16 protein-coding genes are annotated in these 17,144 nt (G+C 72.2%); 10 read left to right on the forward strand and 6 right to left on the reverse strand.

Annotated features, from left to right (window positions below):
- Positions 1–11 precede the first annotated feature (11 nt).
- The 4 genes from ACQKIP_RS12135 to ACQKIP_RS12150 all read right to left on the reverse strand — a co-directional run bounded on the left by ACQKIP_RS12135 (position 12) and on the right by ACQKIP_RS12150 (position 3,941).
- Positions 12–797 carry an ABC transporter permease subunit gene (locus ACQKIP_RS12135; protein WP_365854793.1) on the reverse strand — a complete coding sequence of 262 codons (786 nt, stop codon included), beginning with the start codon at positions 795–797 and terminating at the stop codon, positions 12–14.
- Positions 794–1,750, reverse strand: a complete 957-nt coding sequence (locus ACQKIP_RS12140) for an ATP-binding cassette domain-containing protein (protein ID WP_365854795.1) — start codon at positions 1,748–1,750, stop codon at positions 794–796. Before ACQKIP_RS12140 ends, ACQKIP_RS12135 begins: the two co-directional genes overlap by 4 nt.
- Positions 1,751–1,844: 94 nt before the next feature.
- Positions 1,845–2,519 (reverse strand): response regulator transcription factor, encoded by a 675-nt coding sequence (locus ACQKIP_RS12145; protein WP_365854797.1) that lies wholly within the window; start codon positions 2,517–2,519, stop codon positions 1,845–1,847.
- A 228-nt stretch (positions 2,520–2,747) separates the two neighbouring features.
- On the reverse strand, positions 2,748–3,941 hold the full coding sequence (locus ACQKIP_RS12150; protein ID WP_365854799.1) for a sensor histidine kinase: 1,194 nt from the start codon (positions 3,939–3,941) through the stop codon (positions 2,748–2,750).
- Between the two features lie 159 nt (positions 3,942–4,100).
- Between ACQKIP_RS12150 and ACQKIP_RS12155 the strand changes: the two genes are divergently transcribed.
- The 3 genes from ACQKIP_RS12155 to ACQKIP_RS12165 all read left to right on the forward strand — a co-directional run bounded on the left by ACQKIP_RS12155 (position 4,101) and on the right by ACQKIP_RS12165 (position 7,085).
- Positions 4,101–4,457, forward strand: a complete 357-nt coding sequence (locus ACQKIP_RS12155) for an ArsR/SmtB family transcription factor (RefSeq protein WP_365854801.1) — start codon at positions 4,101–4,103, stop codon at positions 4,455–4,457.
- A complete protein-coding gene (locus ACQKIP_RS12160) occupies positions 4,454–4,768 on the forward strand; it encodes a hypothetical protein (RefSeq protein WP_365854803.1) in 315 nt (104 codons plus the stop codon). Before ACQKIP_RS12155 ends, ACQKIP_RS12160 begins: the two co-directional genes overlap by 4 nt.
- 202 nt (positions 4,769–4,970) lie before the next feature.
- Entirely contained in the window at positions 4,971–7,085 is a 2,115-nt protein-coding gene (locus ACQKIP_RS12165) for an MMPL family transporter (RefSeq protein ID WP_365854805.1), read from the forward strand.
- 29 nt (positions 7,086–7,114) lie between these two features.
- Here ACQKIP_RS12165 and ACQKIP_RS12170 read toward each other — a convergent pair whose 3' ends face one another.
- Positions 7,115–8,626 carry a serine hydrolase domain-containing protein gene (locus tag ACQKIP_RS12170; RefSeq protein WP_365855769.1) on the reverse strand — a complete coding sequence of 504 codons (1,512 nt, stop codon included), beginning with the start codon at positions 8,624–8,626 and terminating at the stop codon, positions 7,115–7,117.
- A 158-nt stretch (positions 8,627–8,784) separates the two neighbouring features.
- On the opposite strand from ACQKIP_RS12170, the gene ACQKIP_RS12175 reads away from it, so the two are divergent.
- Entirely contained in the window at positions 8,785–9,423 is a 639-nt protein-coding gene (locus tag ACQKIP_RS12175; protein ID WP_365854807.1) for a TetR/AcrR family transcriptional regulator, read from the forward strand.
- Between the two features lie 12 nt (positions 9,424–9,435).
- Here the strand turns inward: ACQKIP_RS12175 and ACQKIP_RS12180 are convergent, their stop codons facing one another.
- A complete protein-coding gene (locus ACQKIP_RS12180) occupies positions 9,436–9,840 on the reverse strand; it encodes a hypothetical protein (RefSeq protein ID WP_365854809.1) in 405 nt (134 codons plus the stop codon).
- A 444-nt stretch (positions 9,841–10,284) separates the two neighbouring features.
- On the opposite strand from ACQKIP_RS12180, the gene ACQKIP_RS12185 reads away from it, so the two are divergent.
- The 6 genes from ACQKIP_RS12185 to ACQKIP_RS12210 all read left to right on the forward strand — a co-directional run.
- Entirely contained in the window at positions 10,285–12,249 is a 1,965-nt protein-coding gene (locus ACQKIP_RS12185; protein ID WP_365854811.1) for a hypothetical protein, read from the forward strand.
- Positions 12,250–12,381: 132 nt separating this feature from the next.
- Positions 12,382–13,071, forward strand: a complete 690-nt coding sequence (locus ACQKIP_RS12190) for an alpha/beta fold hydrolase (protein ID WP_365854813.1) — start codon at positions 12,382–12,384, stop codon at positions 13,069–13,071.
- A gap of 144 nt (positions 13,072–13,215) precedes the next feature.
- Positions 13,216–14,499 (forward strand): NAD(P)/FAD-dependent oxidoreductase, encoded by a 1,284-nt coding sequence (locus ACQKIP_RS12195; RefSeq protein WP_365854816.1) that lies wholly within the window; start codon positions 13,216–13,218, stop codon positions 14,497–14,499.
- Positions 14,496–15,239, forward strand: coding sequence for a DUF1365 domain-containing protein (locus tag ACQKIP_RS12200; RefSeq protein WP_427742927.1), 744 nt, complete (start codon positions 14,496–14,498; stop codon positions 15,237–15,239). The genes ACQKIP_RS12195 and ACQKIP_RS12200 overlap by 4 nt, the downstream gene beginning before the upstream one ends.
- Positions 15,236–16,510: a cyclopropane-fatty-acyl-phospholipid synthase family protein gene (locus tag ACQKIP_RS12205; RefSeq protein WP_365854818.1), complete on the forward strand. Its 1,275-nt coding sequence runs from the start codon at positions 15,236–15,238 to the stop codon at positions 16,508–16,510. Before ACQKIP_RS12200 ends, ACQKIP_RS12205 begins: the two co-directional genes overlap by 4 nt.
- Positions 16,507–17,144, forward strand: a 638-nt coding sequence (locus ACQKIP_RS12210; protein ID WP_427742929.1) for a class I SAM-dependent methyltransferase, incomplete at its 3' end; no start/stop codon positions are given. The genes ACQKIP_RS12205 and ACQKIP_RS12210, both read left to right, overlap by 4 nt.

Genomic DNA, 17,144 nt, shown 5'->3' on the forward strand with positions numbered 1-17,144 from the left:
GGGCAGCGATGTCACGCGTCGCGTCGGCGCAGGCGCCATGCGGCTGCGCCCAGGAGCAGCAGGGTGTACGCGGCGACCAGGGCGAAGGAGGGCCAGGGGCCGAGGGTGCCGACCGTGTCGGGGCTCGCGTCCGAGGTCTGGGTCAGTTTCTCCAGGGCGGCCGTCGGCGTGGCTCCCGCGACCCAGCGCCGCAGGTCGCCGAGCAGCGGGCCGAAGAGGGACGGCAGCAGCAGGACGCCTACCACCGTGACGACGGCTCCCGCCGAGTGCTTCAGGAGGGTGCCGACCGCCAGGCCGAGCAGCCCGACGAGCGCGAAGAGCCCGGCGATGCCGAACAGCGCGGGCAGCGGCTCCCCCGGGGCGTACTTGCCGTCCTCCAGGACCGCGCCGCCGAGGAGATACGCCGCCGTGCAGGAGACGAGCCCGGTGGCGTACAGGAGGCAGGCCAGGAGGGCCGCCTTCGCGGCGAGTACCCGGCCGCGGCGCGGTACGGCGGTGAGGGTGGCGGCTATGGTGCCGCTCGCGTACTCGCCGCACACGGTGAGCGCGCCCACGGCGCCCGCGACCATCAGCGAGACGACGCTGAGGGTGAGGCTGCCGCCGAGCACCGTGTCATCGGGCTGCAGGCTGCCGCTCAGGCCGACGAACACCGCGCCGACGACGGTCAGCAGGCCGGTCGTCAGGAGGGTCCAGCGGGTGGAGCGCAGGCCCGCGAACTTGGTCCACTCGAAGGCGAGGGCGGCGCGGAAGCCGGGTGCGGGCGGGGTTGTCGTCGCTGTGGTCGTCGTCGTGGTCACCGGACCGGCTCCTCTGCCTCTTGCTCGGCTTCGTGCGTCGTCGTCGCCGTGCCCCGGTACTCCACCGAGGCCCGCGTCATGTCGGTGTAGACCTCCTCCAGGGAGGAGAAGACCGGGGTGAGTTCGTGGACCGCCAGGCCGTGGACGCGGGCCAGTTCGCCGATCTCCGCGGGCGCCAGGCCGCCGACCCGCCAGCCGCCGCGCGCGTCCAGGCGCACGGACGCTCCCGCCGCCTCGAGCAGGACCCGCATGCGCTGCGCCTCCGCGTCGGGCGTGCGCAGGAGAGTGTCGCCCCGGGAGTTGGTCTCGATGAAGTCCCTCATGCTCGTGTCCGCGAGGAGCCTGCCGCGGCCGATCACGATCAGGTGATCGGCGGTCAGTTCCATCTCGCTCATGAGGTGGCTGGAGAGGAACACCGTCCTGCCGTCCGCGGCGAGGGACGTGAGCAGGTCGCGGATCCAGCGGATGCCTTCGGTGTCAAGGCCGTTGACCGGCTCGTCGAGGATGAGGACGCCGGGATCGCCGAGCAGCGCGGCGGCGATGCCCAGGCGCTGGCCCATGCCGAGGGAGAGCCCCTTCGCCCGCTGCCCGGCGACGTCCGTGAGGCCCACCGCTTCGAGGACCTCGTCGACCCGGCTTCCGCCGATGTTGTTGCTGCGGGCCAGGCCGAGCAGGTGCCGGCGCGCGGTGCGTCCGCCGTGCACGGACCTGGCGTCCAGGAGGGAGCCGACCTCGCGCAGGGGTGCGGCGAGGCGGTCGTAGCGCCGCCCGTTGACCGTGACGGTGCCGCCGCTGGGCGCGTCGAGACCGAGGATCATGCGCATGGTGGTCGACTTTCCGGCGCCGTTCGGACCGAGGAAGCCGGTGACGCGGCCGGGGCGGACGGTGAAGGTCAGCCGGTCGACGGCCGCCTTGCCGCCGTATCGCTTGGTGAGTTCGCGTGCTTCGATCATGCCGTCGACGCTACGGAGAGCGGACGCCCCGGCCATCTGCCGAGGGGAGTCGGCCGCTACTCCCCCGGGAGTAGCCGGCCGCCCATCGTCCGGGTCAGCTTTCGCCCGCGCGCACCAGGCCCGTCTCGTACGCGAGCACCACCAACTGCGCCCTGTCCCGCGCCCCGAGTTTCGTCATCGCCCTGCTGACGTGCGTCTTCGCGGTCAGCGGCGACATGTGCAGCCGTGCGCCGATCTCGTCGTTCGCCAGGCCGCGGCCCACCAGCGCGAGCACTTCGCGCTCCCGGTCGGTCAGCGGATCGAGGAGCCGCAGCGCTTCGGCCTCGGGTGCCTTGAGCCGGGCGAACTCCTCGATCACCCGGCGGGTGACGCCGGGTGCCAGGAGGCTCTGCCCGGCGGCGACGGTGCGGATCGCGGTGCGCAGGTCGTCCGGTTCGATGTCCTTGAGCAGGAAGCCCGCGGCGCCCGAGCGCAGGGCCTCGAACACGTACTCATCGGCTTCGAAGGTCGTCAGGACAAGGACGCGTACGGCATCCAGGGTGCGGTCGGCGACGATGCGCCGGGTGGCTTCGAGGCCGTCGGCCCGCGGCATGCGGATGTCCATCAGGACGACGTCGGGACGGGTGGTGCGGGCCAGTTCCACGGCCGCGAGACCGTCCGCGGCCTCACCCACGACGACCAGGTCGTCGGTGAGATCGAGCAGAGCGCGAAACCCGGCGCGCACGACGGTCTGGTCATCGGCGAGCACCACCCGGATCCGCCCGCTCATCTTCCCGCCTCCCCGCCGGACATCACCGCACGCACCCGCCGTCCCCCGCCCGACACCGGCCCGTACCGAGAATGCCGCCCACGGCGGCAGCCCGCTCGTGCGCCGACAGGGCGCTTCCCCGCCCGCTCCCCCACAGGGACACCACACCCCACCGCCGCGCCTCCGCTCCGAACCCGCCGTCCACCGCCACGGCCTGCCCAGCGGCCGGCACCCCCTCGCTCCCGCCGCTCACAGCGCCCCCTCCTCCACGGGAATCACCGCACGCACCCGCCATCCCCCGCCCGCCATCGGCCCCGCCTCAAGGCCGCCGCCCACCGCAGCGGCGCGTTCGCGCATGCCGATGAGGCCGTATCCCTCGCCCGCCACCGCGTCCGGCGTGGGTCCGTCGTCGGTGATCTCCACCGTGACGGTGCCCTCCGTCGCGGCGACCGACACCGCCGCGTGCCGGGCTCCCGCATGTTTGATCACGTTGGTCAGTGCCTCCTGGACGATGCGGTACGCGGCCAACTCCACCAGCTGCGGCAGCTCCCGGCCACCGGTGTCGGCGGGCAGGGAGGTGTGCAGGGAAACCCGCAGGCCGGTGCCGCGCACCCCCTCCACCAGGTCGTCCAGCTGGGCGAGGCGGGGCGCCGGTTCGGCGGAGGCCGCCCGCTGCCCCTGGCGCAGGACGCCCACCGTGGTCCGCAGCTCGCGCACGGCTTCCTTGCCCGACGTCCGCACCTGCCGCATCGCCGCCCGTGCGACCTCCGGCCTGCTGTCGAGCGCGTCCAGGGCGAGGCCCGCCTGTACGGTCATCGCCGATACCGTGTGGGCGATCACGTCGTGCAGTTCGCGCGCGATCCGCACCCTCTCCTGGTCGACCTTGCGCCGTGCCTCCCGCTCCCGGTCGGCCTCGGCGCGCTCGGCCCGGTCGGCGTACTCCTCGAGCAACTCCCGCCGCCCGCGCACCACTTCACCGAGCAGCAGCGGCACGAGGGGCCAGAGCATCTCCAGGAGCGGGGCCCCCTGTGGCTGCGCCACGTCCTTGCCCGCGATGACCGACACCACCCCCGAGACGAGCCCCGCGATCACGGCGGTACGCAGCGTGCGGCGCCGGCCGCCCTGCACGGCGAGGGCGTACAGCGCGACCATCACCGGCAGATTGAGCAGCTCCCCGATGTGCCCGTGGAGCGCCCAGCCCGCACACCCCGCCCCGGTGACGACGGTGACGGCGACCGGCCACCGGCTGCGCACCAGAAGAGCCGCGACGGACACGGCGTAGAGGAGCCACGTCAGCCAGTCGGCCTGCTGGTGCCCCGGGTCGTTGACCGCCGCGTCCAGACCCGTGAGGAGCGCCACGGCAGCGGCCACGGCCACGTCTGTGAGCTGCGGCGACAGGGGCCATTCGGGGCGCGGCCTGCGGGGGCGGGAGGCGGGGGTCACGGGACTCACGATAGGAGCCGCTCGTGGAGCGCGCGTACGACAGCGGGAGTAGCCCCCGAGGGGGTGCCCCTTACCCGACCCTGAGATGTGTCAGGAATCGTTGACAGGTAGGGGCGCATCATGTCAGATTTTCCTGACAGGCACGAAAGAGAGGCCACGATGGCCGAGGCCCCGACCCCGGAACCGACGGGCGACGAGCTCCTGAAGGCACTCAGCGCGCTGGGCAATCCGCACCGCATGCGGATCGTCGCGGCGCTCACCGAGCACCGCAATTACGTCAGCGCCCTCGCCCGCGAAATCGGCATGGGCCGTCCGCTGCTCCACATGCACCTGAAACTGCTCGAGGCCGCGGGCCTCGTCGTCGGGTCGCTCGAGGTCGCCGAGGACGGAAAGTCCATGAAGTACTTCGAAGTGGCGCCATTTCTCTACGAGTTGACGCCACAACTGTTCGCCAGGGCGGTCCGGACGCTCTCGGAGCCCCGCTCGAAAGACACCACGAAAGAGGAAGCGAAGTGAACGGACAACTGGTGACGCTCGCGGACGGAGGCGACGACGTCGGCCTATGGGTCGGCGCCGTCGGCGCGGCCGGCTTCTTCCTTCTGCTGATAGTGATCGTCTGGCAGGTCGCCGCCACCTGGCGGGCCCGGATGCTCGCCGCCCGCGAGGAGCAGTACAAGGGCCTGGCCGCGAAGTACGCACAGCTGCTTGAGGACAACGTCGAGCTGCACCGGCGCTCCATCGAGGAGCTGAAGCAGACCCGTGAGGAGCTGGCGCAGACCCGCTACTCGGTCAGCTCGATGGAGAAGATGATGCGCGAGATCGAGTAGAGCCGGCTGCGGGTACGACCGGGAGCGGCAACTCCCGGCCGTACCAGTGCGGCACACGCCCCGGGCCCGAGCGGCCCGGACTCACACACCCACCCGTACGCCACGGCAGGTCATCACACCTACAGCGCCGTGGTGCGGGCCCCGTGCGCCCTGCGCCGGTCACCGACCGGCGGCGCGCTCCACACACAAAAGGAGACTACTCATGCGTCCGCTGCTCCGGCGCATCGCCACCGCCCCATCGGGTCGGCGCTCCAAATGGCTGGTCCTCGCGGCCTGGCTGATCCTCGTGATGGCCCTCGGCCCGCTGGCCGGGAAGCTCGGCGACGTCGAGGACACCGGCGCCAACGCCTTCCTGCCGCGCGGCGCCGAATCCGCGCAGGTCAACACGGAGCTGGAGAAGTTCCGTGCCGACACCGTCATGCCGGCCGTCGTCGTCTACACCGGTACGGGCGTAAGCGAGCGGGTAGCCGCCGCCGACCGGGCCTCCTTCGCGGAGTTCGCCGCCGAGGGCGAGCAGGTCTCACGGCCGGTGCCGTCGGACGACGGCAAGGCCCAGCTGGTCACTGTCCCGCTGTCCAGCGACGACGACGTGACCGACAAGGTCGACGAACTGCGCGAGATCGCCGGGGCCAACGCGCCACCGGGCCTGGACGTCGAGGTCGGCGGTCCCGCGGCCTCCCTGACCGACCAGGTCGCCGTCTTCGACACCCTCGACTCGACGCTGATGATCGCCACCGGCAGCGTCGTCGCCGTACTGCTCCTGATCACGTACCGCAGCCCGATCCTGTGGCTCTTCCCGCTGCTCTCGGTCGGCTTCGCCGCCGTCCTGACGCAGGTCGGCACCTATGCCCTCGCCAAGTACGCCGACCTGCCCGTGGACCCGCAGAGTTCGGGCGTCCTGATGGTGCTCGTCTTCGGCGTCGGCACCGACTACGCCCTGCTGCTCATCGCCCGCTACCGCGAGGAACTGCACCGCCAGGAGGACCGGCACGAGGCGATGGGGACCGCCCTTCGCCGCTCGGGCCCGGCGATCCTCGCGTCGGCCGGGACCATCGCCGCGGGCCTGGCCTGCCTGGCCTTCGCCGACATCAACTCCTCGCGCTCCCTGGGCCTCGTGGGCGCCGTGGGGGTGGTCTGCGCGCTCCTCGCAATGATCACCGTGCTTCCCGCACTGCTCGTCGTGACGGGCCGCTGGGTGTTCTGGCCGTTCGTGCCGCGGCACGGCACCCCGGCGCGCAAGGAACGTACGGTCTGGTCGCGCATCGGCGCCTTCGTCGCCCGGCGTCCCCGCTGGTCCTGGATGATGTCCGTCGCCGTCACCGGCGTCCTGGCGCTGAGTGCCGTCGGCATCAACATGGGCCTGACGCAGTCCGAGATGTTCCAGGACAAGCCCGAGTCGGTGATCGCCCAGGAGAAGATCTCCGCCCACTACCCGTCGGGCGCGTCCGACCCCGCGAAGATCGTCACGAACACCGGGCAGACGGCACAGGTGCGTTCGGCCGCGTCCGGGGTCGACGGGGTCGCCCGGGTCGAGAGCGGCGACCGCTCCCCCGGCGGTGAACTCACCCGGCTCTCAGTGGTGTTGAAGGACACCCCGGACAGTCAGGCCGCCAAGGACACCGTCGACGCGCTGCGTGACGCCGTGCACGCGGTCGACGGCGCGGACGCCCTGGTCGGCGGCACCACGGCGCAGACTCTGGACACCCAGCGCGCCGCCGGCCGCGACCTGCGGACGGTCATCCCGATCGTCCTCCTGGTCGTCCTGGGCGTACTGATCTGGCTGCTGCGGTCGCTCGTCGCGCCGCTGCTGCTCCTGGCGACCGTGGTCCTGTCCTTCCTCGCGGCTCTGGGCGCGTCGAACGTGCTCTTCGAGAGCGTGCTCGGCTTCGCGGGCGTCGACTGGTCGATTCCGCTGATGGGCTTCGTCTTCCTGGTCGCGCTCGGCATCGACTACAACATCTTCCTGATGCACCGCGTCAAGGAGGAGGCCGCCCGCCTCGGCCACGCCCGCGGCGTGCTGGAAGGCCTGACGAGCACCGGCGGAGTGATCACGTCGGCGGGCATCGTGCTGGCCGCGACGTTCGCGGTCTTCGCCGGGCTGCCCCTGGTGACGATGGCGCAGATGGGCGTGATCGTCGGCGTCGGCGTCCTGCTCGACACGTTCCTCGTCCGTACGGTCCTGGTGCCCGCCCTGGCCCTGGACACGGGCCGCTGGTTCTGGTGGCCGGGCCGCCTCTTCCACACCCTGCACCACAACAAGCCCACCACCGAACGCACCGACACCGCCCCACCACCCCGGACCCGGGAACCGGCCTGAGCACCCTCCCCGACAGCCGGGACCGCACATCACGCGGCCCCGGCCGTCCGCTCCTCCCGGCGGTTCCTGCGAGCCCGCCGCAGATCCAGGACGCCGAGCGCCGCCCGCTCCAGGGCCAGCAGCAAGGCAAGAGCGACGGCGGCCACCAGACCCCACCCCACGTCGGGCAGCCACAGCAGCGCCATCGACAGCGTCCCCCCGAGAGCCGAGGGCAGCCACCACAGGAACGCCGCTGTCGCCAGCGCGGCGGCGGCCGATGCCACGGTGGTGAAGGCGATCCTGCGCCGGGAGCGGGCCCGGGCCGCGGCGCGCCGTCCGGGCAGCCGGCGCAGGGCAGGGGCTGCCGCGCTCAGGAGCAGCACCGCGACGAGGGCGGCCGTGGCCCATGGCAGGGCGACGGCGAACCCGTCGGCGGGGGTGGTGCGGGGAGCGGCGCCGGACAGCAGCTGCGCCGCCCCGATCGCGGCATCGGCGAACTCCTTCGCGCGCAGCTGGTGGTAGGCGTTCTGCAGGACGATCACGGCGCGGTCGCTGTCGGGCAGCATGACCAGCATCGCGTGGTGGCCGGGCAGCGCCCCGTCGTGCCAGACCATGCGCTCACCCGTGCCCTTGAGCGTGCCGACCGACCAGCCGAGGCCGTAGCGGCCCGCGCTGCTTTCGACATGCCCTCGCTGGCTGTCGGCGATCCCCTTCGCCGAAAGCACCCGGTGGCCGTCCAGGACGCCACCGCCCAGTTCGGCGAGGGCGAACCGGGTCAAGTCCTCTGCGCTGCCGCCCACATGGCCGTACGGGACGCCCGAAGTGTCGTAGGGCGCGTCGAACGGGACGGCCGCGCCGAAGACGGAGCGGTGGCCGGGGGCGACCCGCTCACGGGTGAAGTCGCCTTCCGTGGCGACGGCGTGCCGCATGCCGAGCGGGGCGAGGATCTTCTGGTGCAGGTACGTGCCGAACGGCCGTCCGGTCACTTCTTCGACCAGGGCGCCGAGTACGGCGTAACCGGCACTGGAGTACGCATAGGAGCCGCCGGGCCGGTCGGCGGGTTCGATCCGCGCGAGGTCGCGGGCCGCGTCGGCGAGGGCGCCGGGGGTGTTGTCGTAGCGGTCCCCGATCTCGCCGGACGCCGAGGTGGGGATGCCGCTGGTGTGGGTCAGCAGATGCCGGACGGTGATGCGGTCGGACGCCTCCCGGTCGGAAAGACGGAACCACGGCAGATATGTGCGTACCGGCGCGTCGAGCTTCACGCGGCCCGCCTCGACCTGCTGGAGCACGGCAAGGCCGGTCACCGGCTTGGACAGCGAGCCCCACAGGAAGGGGGTGTCGGGCGTGACCGGCCGCCCCCGGCCGTCCTCGCCGAAGCCCCGCTGGTGCACGACGCGGCCGTCCTCGATCACGGCGAGCGCGGCACCGGGTGTGCCTGTCGCGTCCAGTCGGCCGCGCACGTACGCGTCCACCTCCGACCAGTCCGCCGCGTCGGCAGCCGCGTCAGCAGCCGCGACGGGTGGAGTCGGCCCCGTCGCCGCCACTCCCGCGAGGAGTACCACGAGTATCAACTGCCTTAAAAGCGTGGGCCATTTGCGCACGCGCTCCCTCACTGCCCCTGCCACGTCCGCAGTCCCTCCCCTGGTCGGCGTCCGGCTTTTTACAATATGAACATATGGTAAAAACTTTCCGCAAGGCCGACGGCGGATACTCTGACGGCATGCCGAAGGTCGTCGATCACCAAGCAAGGCGCATCCAGGTCGCCGACGCCGTACAGAAGTTGGTCACCGAAGAAGGGCTCGACCGGGTCACCGTGGCGCGGACCGCCGCCACAGCGGGCTTCTCCGTGGGCCACGTGCAGCACTACTTCCCGACCAAGGACGAGATGCTGCTGTTCACCCACGAACGCGTCGTCCAGAAAATCCTCGACCGGGTCTCCGCCCTGGGCGAGCGCGCCACGCGACAGCAGCTGCCGATCCGTGACGTGGTGGTCGAGGGGCTGAGCGAATGGCTCCCGGCGGACGCGCGCCGCCGCTCGGCGCACCGAGTGGTGCTCGCCTTCCTGGGCCGCACCGTGGACAACCCCCGCCTGGCCCGGTCCCACGCCGAGACGGGCCGGCTCATCCGTTCGATGCTCGCCACGGCCGTCCACAACGGCAAAGAGTGCGGCGAGGTCCCGGCCGACACCGACCCGGACCTCGCCGCCCTCGAACTGCACTGCCTGACCGAGGGTCTGGCGCTGCAACTGGGATCCGATGCCGGGCCCGGGCCCGACGCCGCCGCATCGCAGGCCGCCCTCGCTCTCGTCACCGCACGCGTCCGGTCCGTCTTCTCCGGCCACTGCCGCCAGTACGGCTGACGGGCCGCGCGGTCAGTCGGTCAGGGTGACGCAGGGGAGGCCCACGCTGTCGCCGCCGCGGAAGCCCTCCGCGCAGAGTCGGGTGCCTGCCGGGAAGTGGCGCTGCGGGTAGGCCTGGTCCCGGTAGGTCCTGAACGCGGCGACGTCCTCCACCTTGGTGTGGGCGCCCCAGCCGTTGGTGGTCCACACGCGTGCGCTGATGCGGTGCGGCCGGTTGGTGTTGACGACCGAGACCTCGACCCTGCCGAGGTAGGTACCGCTGTCGTAGGTCTCGATGCAGACCGAGTTGTTGCACCACTTGCCGTCGGCCGCCGCGGGCGGCGCGCCGACGACGACGCAGCCGAGCGCCGCGGCCATGGCGCCGGTCCACGCGACGATCTTCCTGGTGATGCCGTGCATGTTGAGCAGGACGTGCATGATGAGTGCCCCTCAGGCTCTGGTCTTGGCCCGGCCTGACGTGCCGGGCCCCGGCCGACCAACGCCAGAGCAAGATCATCGGTTACGCGGCTTCGCCCGCGCGCCCGGCGTCTTTGGGTGCGAGTTTGGGTGCGAGCCAATCCATCGCGCACCCGCCGACGAATCATCTGTGTCCGACAGGGTGGTGAGGGACCCGGACCGGACGATCGGAGGTGGCGGCGGGCGTAGCTGATCCCGGTGGAGTGGCGAGGCGCGAGCCTCCTCCGCCCGGACGCTGCCGTCGCCGCCTCCGCCCTCAGCGCTCACCGTGCGGGCCCCCGTCCCACCCGGCGTCCGACCCGGTGTCGGCGCGGCGTCGGCGCGTCGGCTGTGACCATCCCAAGATTCACTCGTTTGAACGTGGTCAGGACGCAACGTCGTCAGCCTTTGGAAGGCTCTTGATCGATGAGCACATCGCAACGGCGCTCCACGAGAGTGTCCGGGCGGGTGGCCCGTGACCAGGCCGAAGCCGTCATCGTCGACCAGTACACCCGGCTCGTACTCCTCGCCTATCTCACGCTCCCCCACACCCTCAGCAGGCACCGGCGCGTTCTCGTCGCGCACGCGCTGGTCCAGCGCGCCCTGCCCGGCTTCCGCATAGCGCGACCGGGCCTGCGGGTGCCGGGGCAGCGAAAAGGCGCCCCGACCCCCGCGTTGGCCAGTACACGAGCGAGCGTGCTGCACTCGGCGCTCGCCCACGAACGCCGACCGCGCGGATGGCCGGGCTTTCTTCCGCCTCCCCGCGTACTGCGCCCCATGCTTCCCGTGGTCTGGGGGCTGCGGCTCTTCCCCCGCGCGGGCGGCGTCGAGGAGATCGCCCTCGGGCAGGCGCTCTCGGAGGTTTCCGCCTCCGCCCGAGCGGCGTTCGTGCTGCTCAAGGTGGAGGGCCTGTCCCGCTCCGAGGTCATCGAGTTGCTCACCGCCGCCGATGTGCCGGACCCCGAACAGGCGCTGATCGCCGCCAGCGGACTGGAGGCGATCGCGGGCGGGGCGACACAAACGCTGTTGCGTTCGCGGGAGTTCGACGCCTGTTCCGTGCAGACCCGCCCGACCGATCTGCTGCGCCGCAGACGCCGGTTCCGGCTCGCCTGGTTCACCGCGGGCATCACCGCCCTGTGTTGTGCGGTATTGCTCGCCACCCTCGGCGGACCGGGGGACGATCCGACCCGGACCATCGACGTGCAGCCCGCGATCGACGCCGCCCAGTTGGTCCACACCCCGCGTGACAGCTGGGCCGACACCTCGCGCGTGGACTTCACGGCGTGGCCGGCACGAGGCTCACGCGTCGGGGACACCGGTCTCGTCACGCGCGCGCTCGCCACCTGGACCAAGCCACCGTCCGGCACCCGGGTCAGCGTCGCCAAGGCCACCAGCGCCGAACCGCCGCCCGGCAACACCCAGTTGCTGTACGCGGGCGATGTCGGCGGGGAGGCGGTCGTACTGTTCCACGACGGCCGGCGCGTCGTCCGCTACGGCGAACCGCCCTCCCCCCTGGACCCCGCGTCCCTGGACATCACCCGCAGCGACGAGGCCGACGTGACCACGGCCGCGTCCCTCGTCGTCAGCCGCAAGGCGGGCAAGGTCCGCTATCTCACCGCTCCCTGGATCGCCGAGGCGCAGACGCGCGACCTGCTGACCCCCAACTCCCCCGGCCGTCCGCTGGACGTGTCGGACGAGGGCGTCACGGATCCCGTCCCCGAACTGCCGGACAAGGGATCGTGCGACAGCCTGCCGGTGCTGCAACTGCGCTCCTCCAGCAAGATCGTGGAGAAGCACGCCTTCCTCGTCGCCGACCTGGGCGGCCTCACTCCCGTCCATCTCAGCTATACGCCCCTGCCCGGCACCGGAGCACCGCCCCGGCAGCCCCGCGAAGCCACCAGTACGGCGGCGCTGCTGAGCTGGGCCCGCACCGCGTGCCGGCTCCCCGAGATGCGGCACAGCGGGGTTCGGGCCGTCAACCAGTGGGACTTCGCCGAGCAGGACCTGCCCGAGCGGGGCGGCGACGCGGTGTGGTCCTGCACCCGGGCCTTCACCTGGCGCGGTCCCGGCGACATCCTCGTGCAGTTCCGTACGTCCAAGGAGTCGGCCACCGCACCGGCGAAGCTCGTCGGGCAGGCGCGGTCGACCGCTTCCTGCAGCCGGTTCGGCCAGCACATCGTGGCCAGCACCCCCTGGACGGCGGGCTCCGGGCAGCACTACCTCCTGGCCGCGGGCAGCCGCGAGGTCACCGGGATCGACGTGACGGGCGACGTCAAGGCGTCCGGGAAGGACACATCACTGGCCGTCAAGGCTCCCGCGAAGCCCGATGTGACCGTGCGGGCGCGCATGAAGGACGGTGAGACCCTGGACGAGGTCGGCTCGCGCCCCTAGGCGGGCCGGTCGGAGCCGACGAGCGGCGGTGGCGGAGGCAACCGCGTCGTACGACCCATCCGCCACCGGCGCGGCTCCGAATCAGTCTCGTCCGGCACGTACGGCCGGTCGCCGACATGCCGAGGAGACCCTGTGCCCTTCCGCGACGGCCACCGTGCCGCGCTCGTGCCGCAAGGACCGGTCGAGAAGCCACGCGCCGCCGTGCTCATGCTGCACGGCGGCCGTGAGCACGGGACCGCGGCGCCTCCGCCGTGGAATCTGCCGGGTGCGCGGCTGCGGCTCTTCGAGAGCGCCATCCGCCGGTCCACGGCGGGTGGCGACGTACTGATCGGGCGGGTGCGCTATCGCCATCGCGGCTGGAACGGAGAGCGACAGGACGCGGCGCAGGACGCCCGCCGGGCCCTGCGCGAGCTCGAAGAGCTCACGGGTGACGTGCCGACCGTCCTGGTGGGGCACTCGATGGGGGCCCGCGCCGCGCTGCGGGCCGCCGGGGATCCGCTGGTGCGCGGGGTGGTCGGCCTGGCCCCCTGGTGCCCCGCGGAGGACCCCGTGGAGCAGCTGCGCGGCCGTCGCGTGGTGCTGCTGCACGGCGACCTGGACCGTACGACCGACCCCAGGACGTCCCTCGCCTTCGCGGCCCGCGCCGGTGCCGCGGGCGCGGAGGCGGCCAGCGTGCTGATGGACGGCAGCGATCACGCCATGCTGCGAAGGGCCCCCGCGTGGCACGCGCTGACCGCCGGGGCGGTGGCCGGGTTCCTGGGCCTCGCCGAGCTCCCCGCCGTGATCGCCGACCAGTTTCCGCCCACCGGCACACCGTGGTGAGACAAACTAGGATGGAACGGTAGAAAGCCCCGGCATGCCGTGGTGAAACAGAGATCGTGGCGCTCCTGACCAAACCATGGTCCATGCCGCTCCGAATCATCTTCAGAGCACGTCCGGCGGGTCCGGACGAGGAGATGGGACGGCATGAGAGAACAGAGACGGCGTACCGCGGTGGTGGGATCCGGGGTGGCGGGGCTCACCGCCGCCTACATCCTGCGATCCGCACACGACGTGACCCTCTACGAGGCGGACGGCCGCCTGGGGGGTCACGCCCACACCCACGACGTCACGGCATCGGACGGCCGGTCACGCAGCGTGGACTCCGGCTTCATCGTGCACAACGACCGCACCTATCCGAACCTGCTCCGCCTGTTCCGGGAACTGGCCGTCAGCTCGCGCCCGGCGGAGATGAGCATGTCCGTGCGGTGCGAGGGCTGCGGCCTCGAATACGCGGGCGCGCGCGGCCCGCGCGGCCTGTTCGCGCAGCCGCGCAACGCGCTGCGCGGCCCGTACCTGCGGATGCTCGCCGAGGTACCGCGCTTCCACCGCAGGGCAGCGGAGTTCCTGGCCGTGGCGGAAGACCCGGACGGCACGGACACCGCCGAGACGTTCGGCGCGTTCCTCGCCCGGCACCGGTTCTCCGCGTACTTCGTGCGGCACTTCGCGGTGCCCCTGGTGTCGGCGGTGTGGTCCTGCCCGCCGGGCACGGCCCTGCGCTATCCGGCCCGCTATCTGTTCCGGTTCCTGGACCACCACGGGATGCTCGCCGTGTCCGGATCGCCCGCCTGGCGCACCGTGCAAGGCGGCTCACGCGAGTACGTGGAGCGCATCGGCAAGCAGCTCCAGGCCGTGCACATATCGACGCCGGTGCGGTCCGTGCGCCGCGGTGACGGCCGCGTGGAAATCACCGCCGAAGACGGCACGACCGACGTCTACGACTCCGTGGTCGTCGCGGTCCACCCGGACCAGGCACTGCGCCTGCTCGCGGACCCGACCGGACCGGAACGCGAGGTCCTGGGCGCCTTCCGCTACTCGAGCAACCCCGCCCAGCTGCACACCGACACCTCGGTCCTGCCCCGCAGCCGCGCCGCGCGCGCCTCGTGGAACTATCTCCTCCCTTCGTGCGCGGCCACGACCGACCACGTACGGGTCAGCTACGACATGACCCGCCTCCAGCATCTCGACGCCCCCGAGAGGTACGTGGTGACCCTGGGCGGCGAAAGTCTGGTCAGCCCCGAGCGGGTGCTCGCCCGGATGGCGTACGAACACCCCGTCTACACCCCGGAGTCGCTCGCGGCGCAGCGCCGGCTGCCCTCGCTGAACGGTCCTGTCACCGCCTTCGCGGGCGCCTATCACGGCTGGGGATTCCACGAGGACGGCTGCCGCTCGGGGGTCGAGGCGGCCCTGGCGATGGGGGTGCGCTGGTGAGCACCTCCCCCGGCCCGGCACCGGCGCTCTACCCGAGCGTCATCACCCACGTCCGCACCAGCCCGCGGCACTACAAGCTCGCCCACCGCACCTACCTGTGGCTGATCGACCTGGACGAGCCTCCCCGGCTGCCCCGCGCGCTGCGTCCCCTCGCCCGGTTCGACGGACGCGACCACTTCGGCGGCCGGACCACCGACATCAAGGCGGGCCTCCAGGCCTACCTCGCCAGCCACGGAATCACGCTCGACGGCGGCCGCGTGCTGATGCTCGCCCACGCCCGGGTCCTCGGCTACGTCTTCAACCCGCTCTCCCTGTACTGGTGTCACGGCCCCGACGGAGAGCTGCGGTGTGTCGTCGCCGAGGTGCACAACACCTACGGCGAGCGGCACTGCTATCTGCTGGGCCCCGACGCGGCACAGAACGCGGACGTGCCCAAGGAGTTCTACGTCTCGCCCTTTTTCCCCGTCGAGGGCGAGTACCGCATGCGGCTTCCCGTGCCGGACGAGCGTCTCGGCATCACCCTGCACCTGCGGCTGGGCGGCGCGCGGAAGTTCACGGCGACCGTGCGCGGAGAGCGCCGCCGGGCGACGGCCGGGGTGCTGCTGCGGGCAGCCGTCCGCCACCCCTGGTCCACGGTGGCCGTCTCCGCGGCCATCCGGCGGCACGGCATCGCCCTGTGGCTGCGCGGCCTGCCCGTACAGCACCGACCCCGACACCGTCCCCAGGAGGGCATGAAGTGAGTACGTCCGTATCCGGTTCACCCGGCGTTTCCCGTCCGCGGGGCCCGCTGGACGCCGAACGGTGGCCCGATGTCGCGGCCGTCCCGCGCTGCTCCGCGGTGCGCCTCGCGCTGACCCGGGTCGTCGTGCGCCACGCCCTGGACGGACTGCCGCTGACGGTCGCGATGGGCGGCGGCGAACGCCTGGGCCAGGGCGGTCCGTTGCTGGAGGTGCATGATCCCGACAGCTTCCTGCGGCGCATCGGGACGAACGGCCTCGTCGGCTTCGGCGAGTCGTACATGGCGCACGAATGGGACGCGCAGGACCTGGTCGCGGTACTCGCGGTGCTCGCCGAGCACGCGGCCACGCTGGTCGCGCCCTCGCTCCAGCGGCTGCGCGCCCTCTGGGCACCCCGGCAGCCGGCCGAGCAGCGCAACACCCCCGACGGCGCGCAGGCCAACATCCGTCATCACTACGACCTGTCGAACGACCTGTTCGCGCAGTTCCTCGACACGTCCCTGAGCTACTCCGCGGCGCTCTTCGAGCAGCTGCCCGCGACCTGGTCCGAGCTGGAGACGGCCCAGCACCGCAAGATCGACCGGATGCTCGACCTGTGCGGCGTGGGACCCGGCACCCGGCTGCTCGAAATCGGCACCGGCTGGGGCGCCCTGGCCATCCGCGCCGCCGCACGCGGCGCGGACGTCCACTCGGTCACCCTCTCCGCCGAACAGCGCGACCTGGCCCTGGAACGCGTGCGCGCCGCAGGACACGAGGACCGGGTCCGCATCGAGCTGTGCGACTACCGCCGGGTGCAGGGGCAGTACGACGCGATCGCCAGCGTCGAGATGATCGAGGCGGTCGGCGCGGAGTACTGGCCCACCTTCTTCCGCACCCTGGACACCCTCCTCGCGCCCGGCGGCTCGGTGGCGCTCCAGGCGATCACCATGCCGCACGACCGCATGATCGCCGCCAGGAACACCTACACCTGGGTGCAGAAGTACATCTTCCCCGGCGGACAACTGCCCTCCGTGCGGGCCGTCGAGGAGACCGCGCGCACCCACACCGGCCTGCGCGTCACCGCGTGCGAGGGGTTCGGCGCGCACTACGCGCAGACGCTGAAGCTGTGGCGCGAACGGTTCGCGCAGCGGGACGACGCGGTGGGAGACCTGGGCTTCGACGCCACCTTCCGCCGCATGTGGGACTTCTATCTCGCCTACTCCGAGGCGGGCTTCCGTTCCGGCTACCTCGACGTGCACCAGATCCAGCTGACCGGAAAGGGAGCAGCGCAGTGACCACTACCGCCGAGCGCCTCAACGGACTTCTCGCCGACGTCCTCGGCGGCCCCGTGCCGCTTGCGCTGCGCGCCTGGGACGGCAGCGAATGCGGGCCGGCCGGGGCCCCGGTCGTGATCGTCCGCTCCCGCCGTGCGCTGCGCCGACTGCTGTGGCAGCCGGGCGAACTCGGCCTTGCCGAGGCGTACATCACCGGTGACATCGACATCGAGGGCGACCTCGCCGACGGGCTGCGGACCATGTGGGCCGGCGCCCGTGAGCAGCGGCTCTCCCCCACGAGGCCCGGTGTGGCGCAGCTGGCGTCCGCCGTGGGGGCCGCGGCACGGCTCGGTGCCGTCGGCCCGCCGCCGAAGGCGCCCGCGGGCCGCGCCCGGTTGCGCGGGGCACGGCACAGTACCGCCAGGGACCGCGCGGCCATCAGCCACCACTACGACGTATCGCACCGCTTCTACGAGCTGCTGCTCGACCCCTCGATGGCGTATTCCTGCGGCTACTGGGAGAGCGAGGACCCGCAGTACGCTCTCGCGGACGCCCAGCGCGCCAAGCTGGAGCTCACCTGCCGGAAGCTGGGCCTTGCCCCCGGAACGCGGCTGCTGGACGTCGGCTGCGGCTGGGGAGCCCTCACCCTCCATGC

The organism is Streptomyces sp. NPDC059900 (assembly GCF_050270335.1).
Classification (GTDB): Bacteria; Actinomycetota; Actinomycetes; order Streptomycetales; family Streptomycetaceae; genus Streptomyces.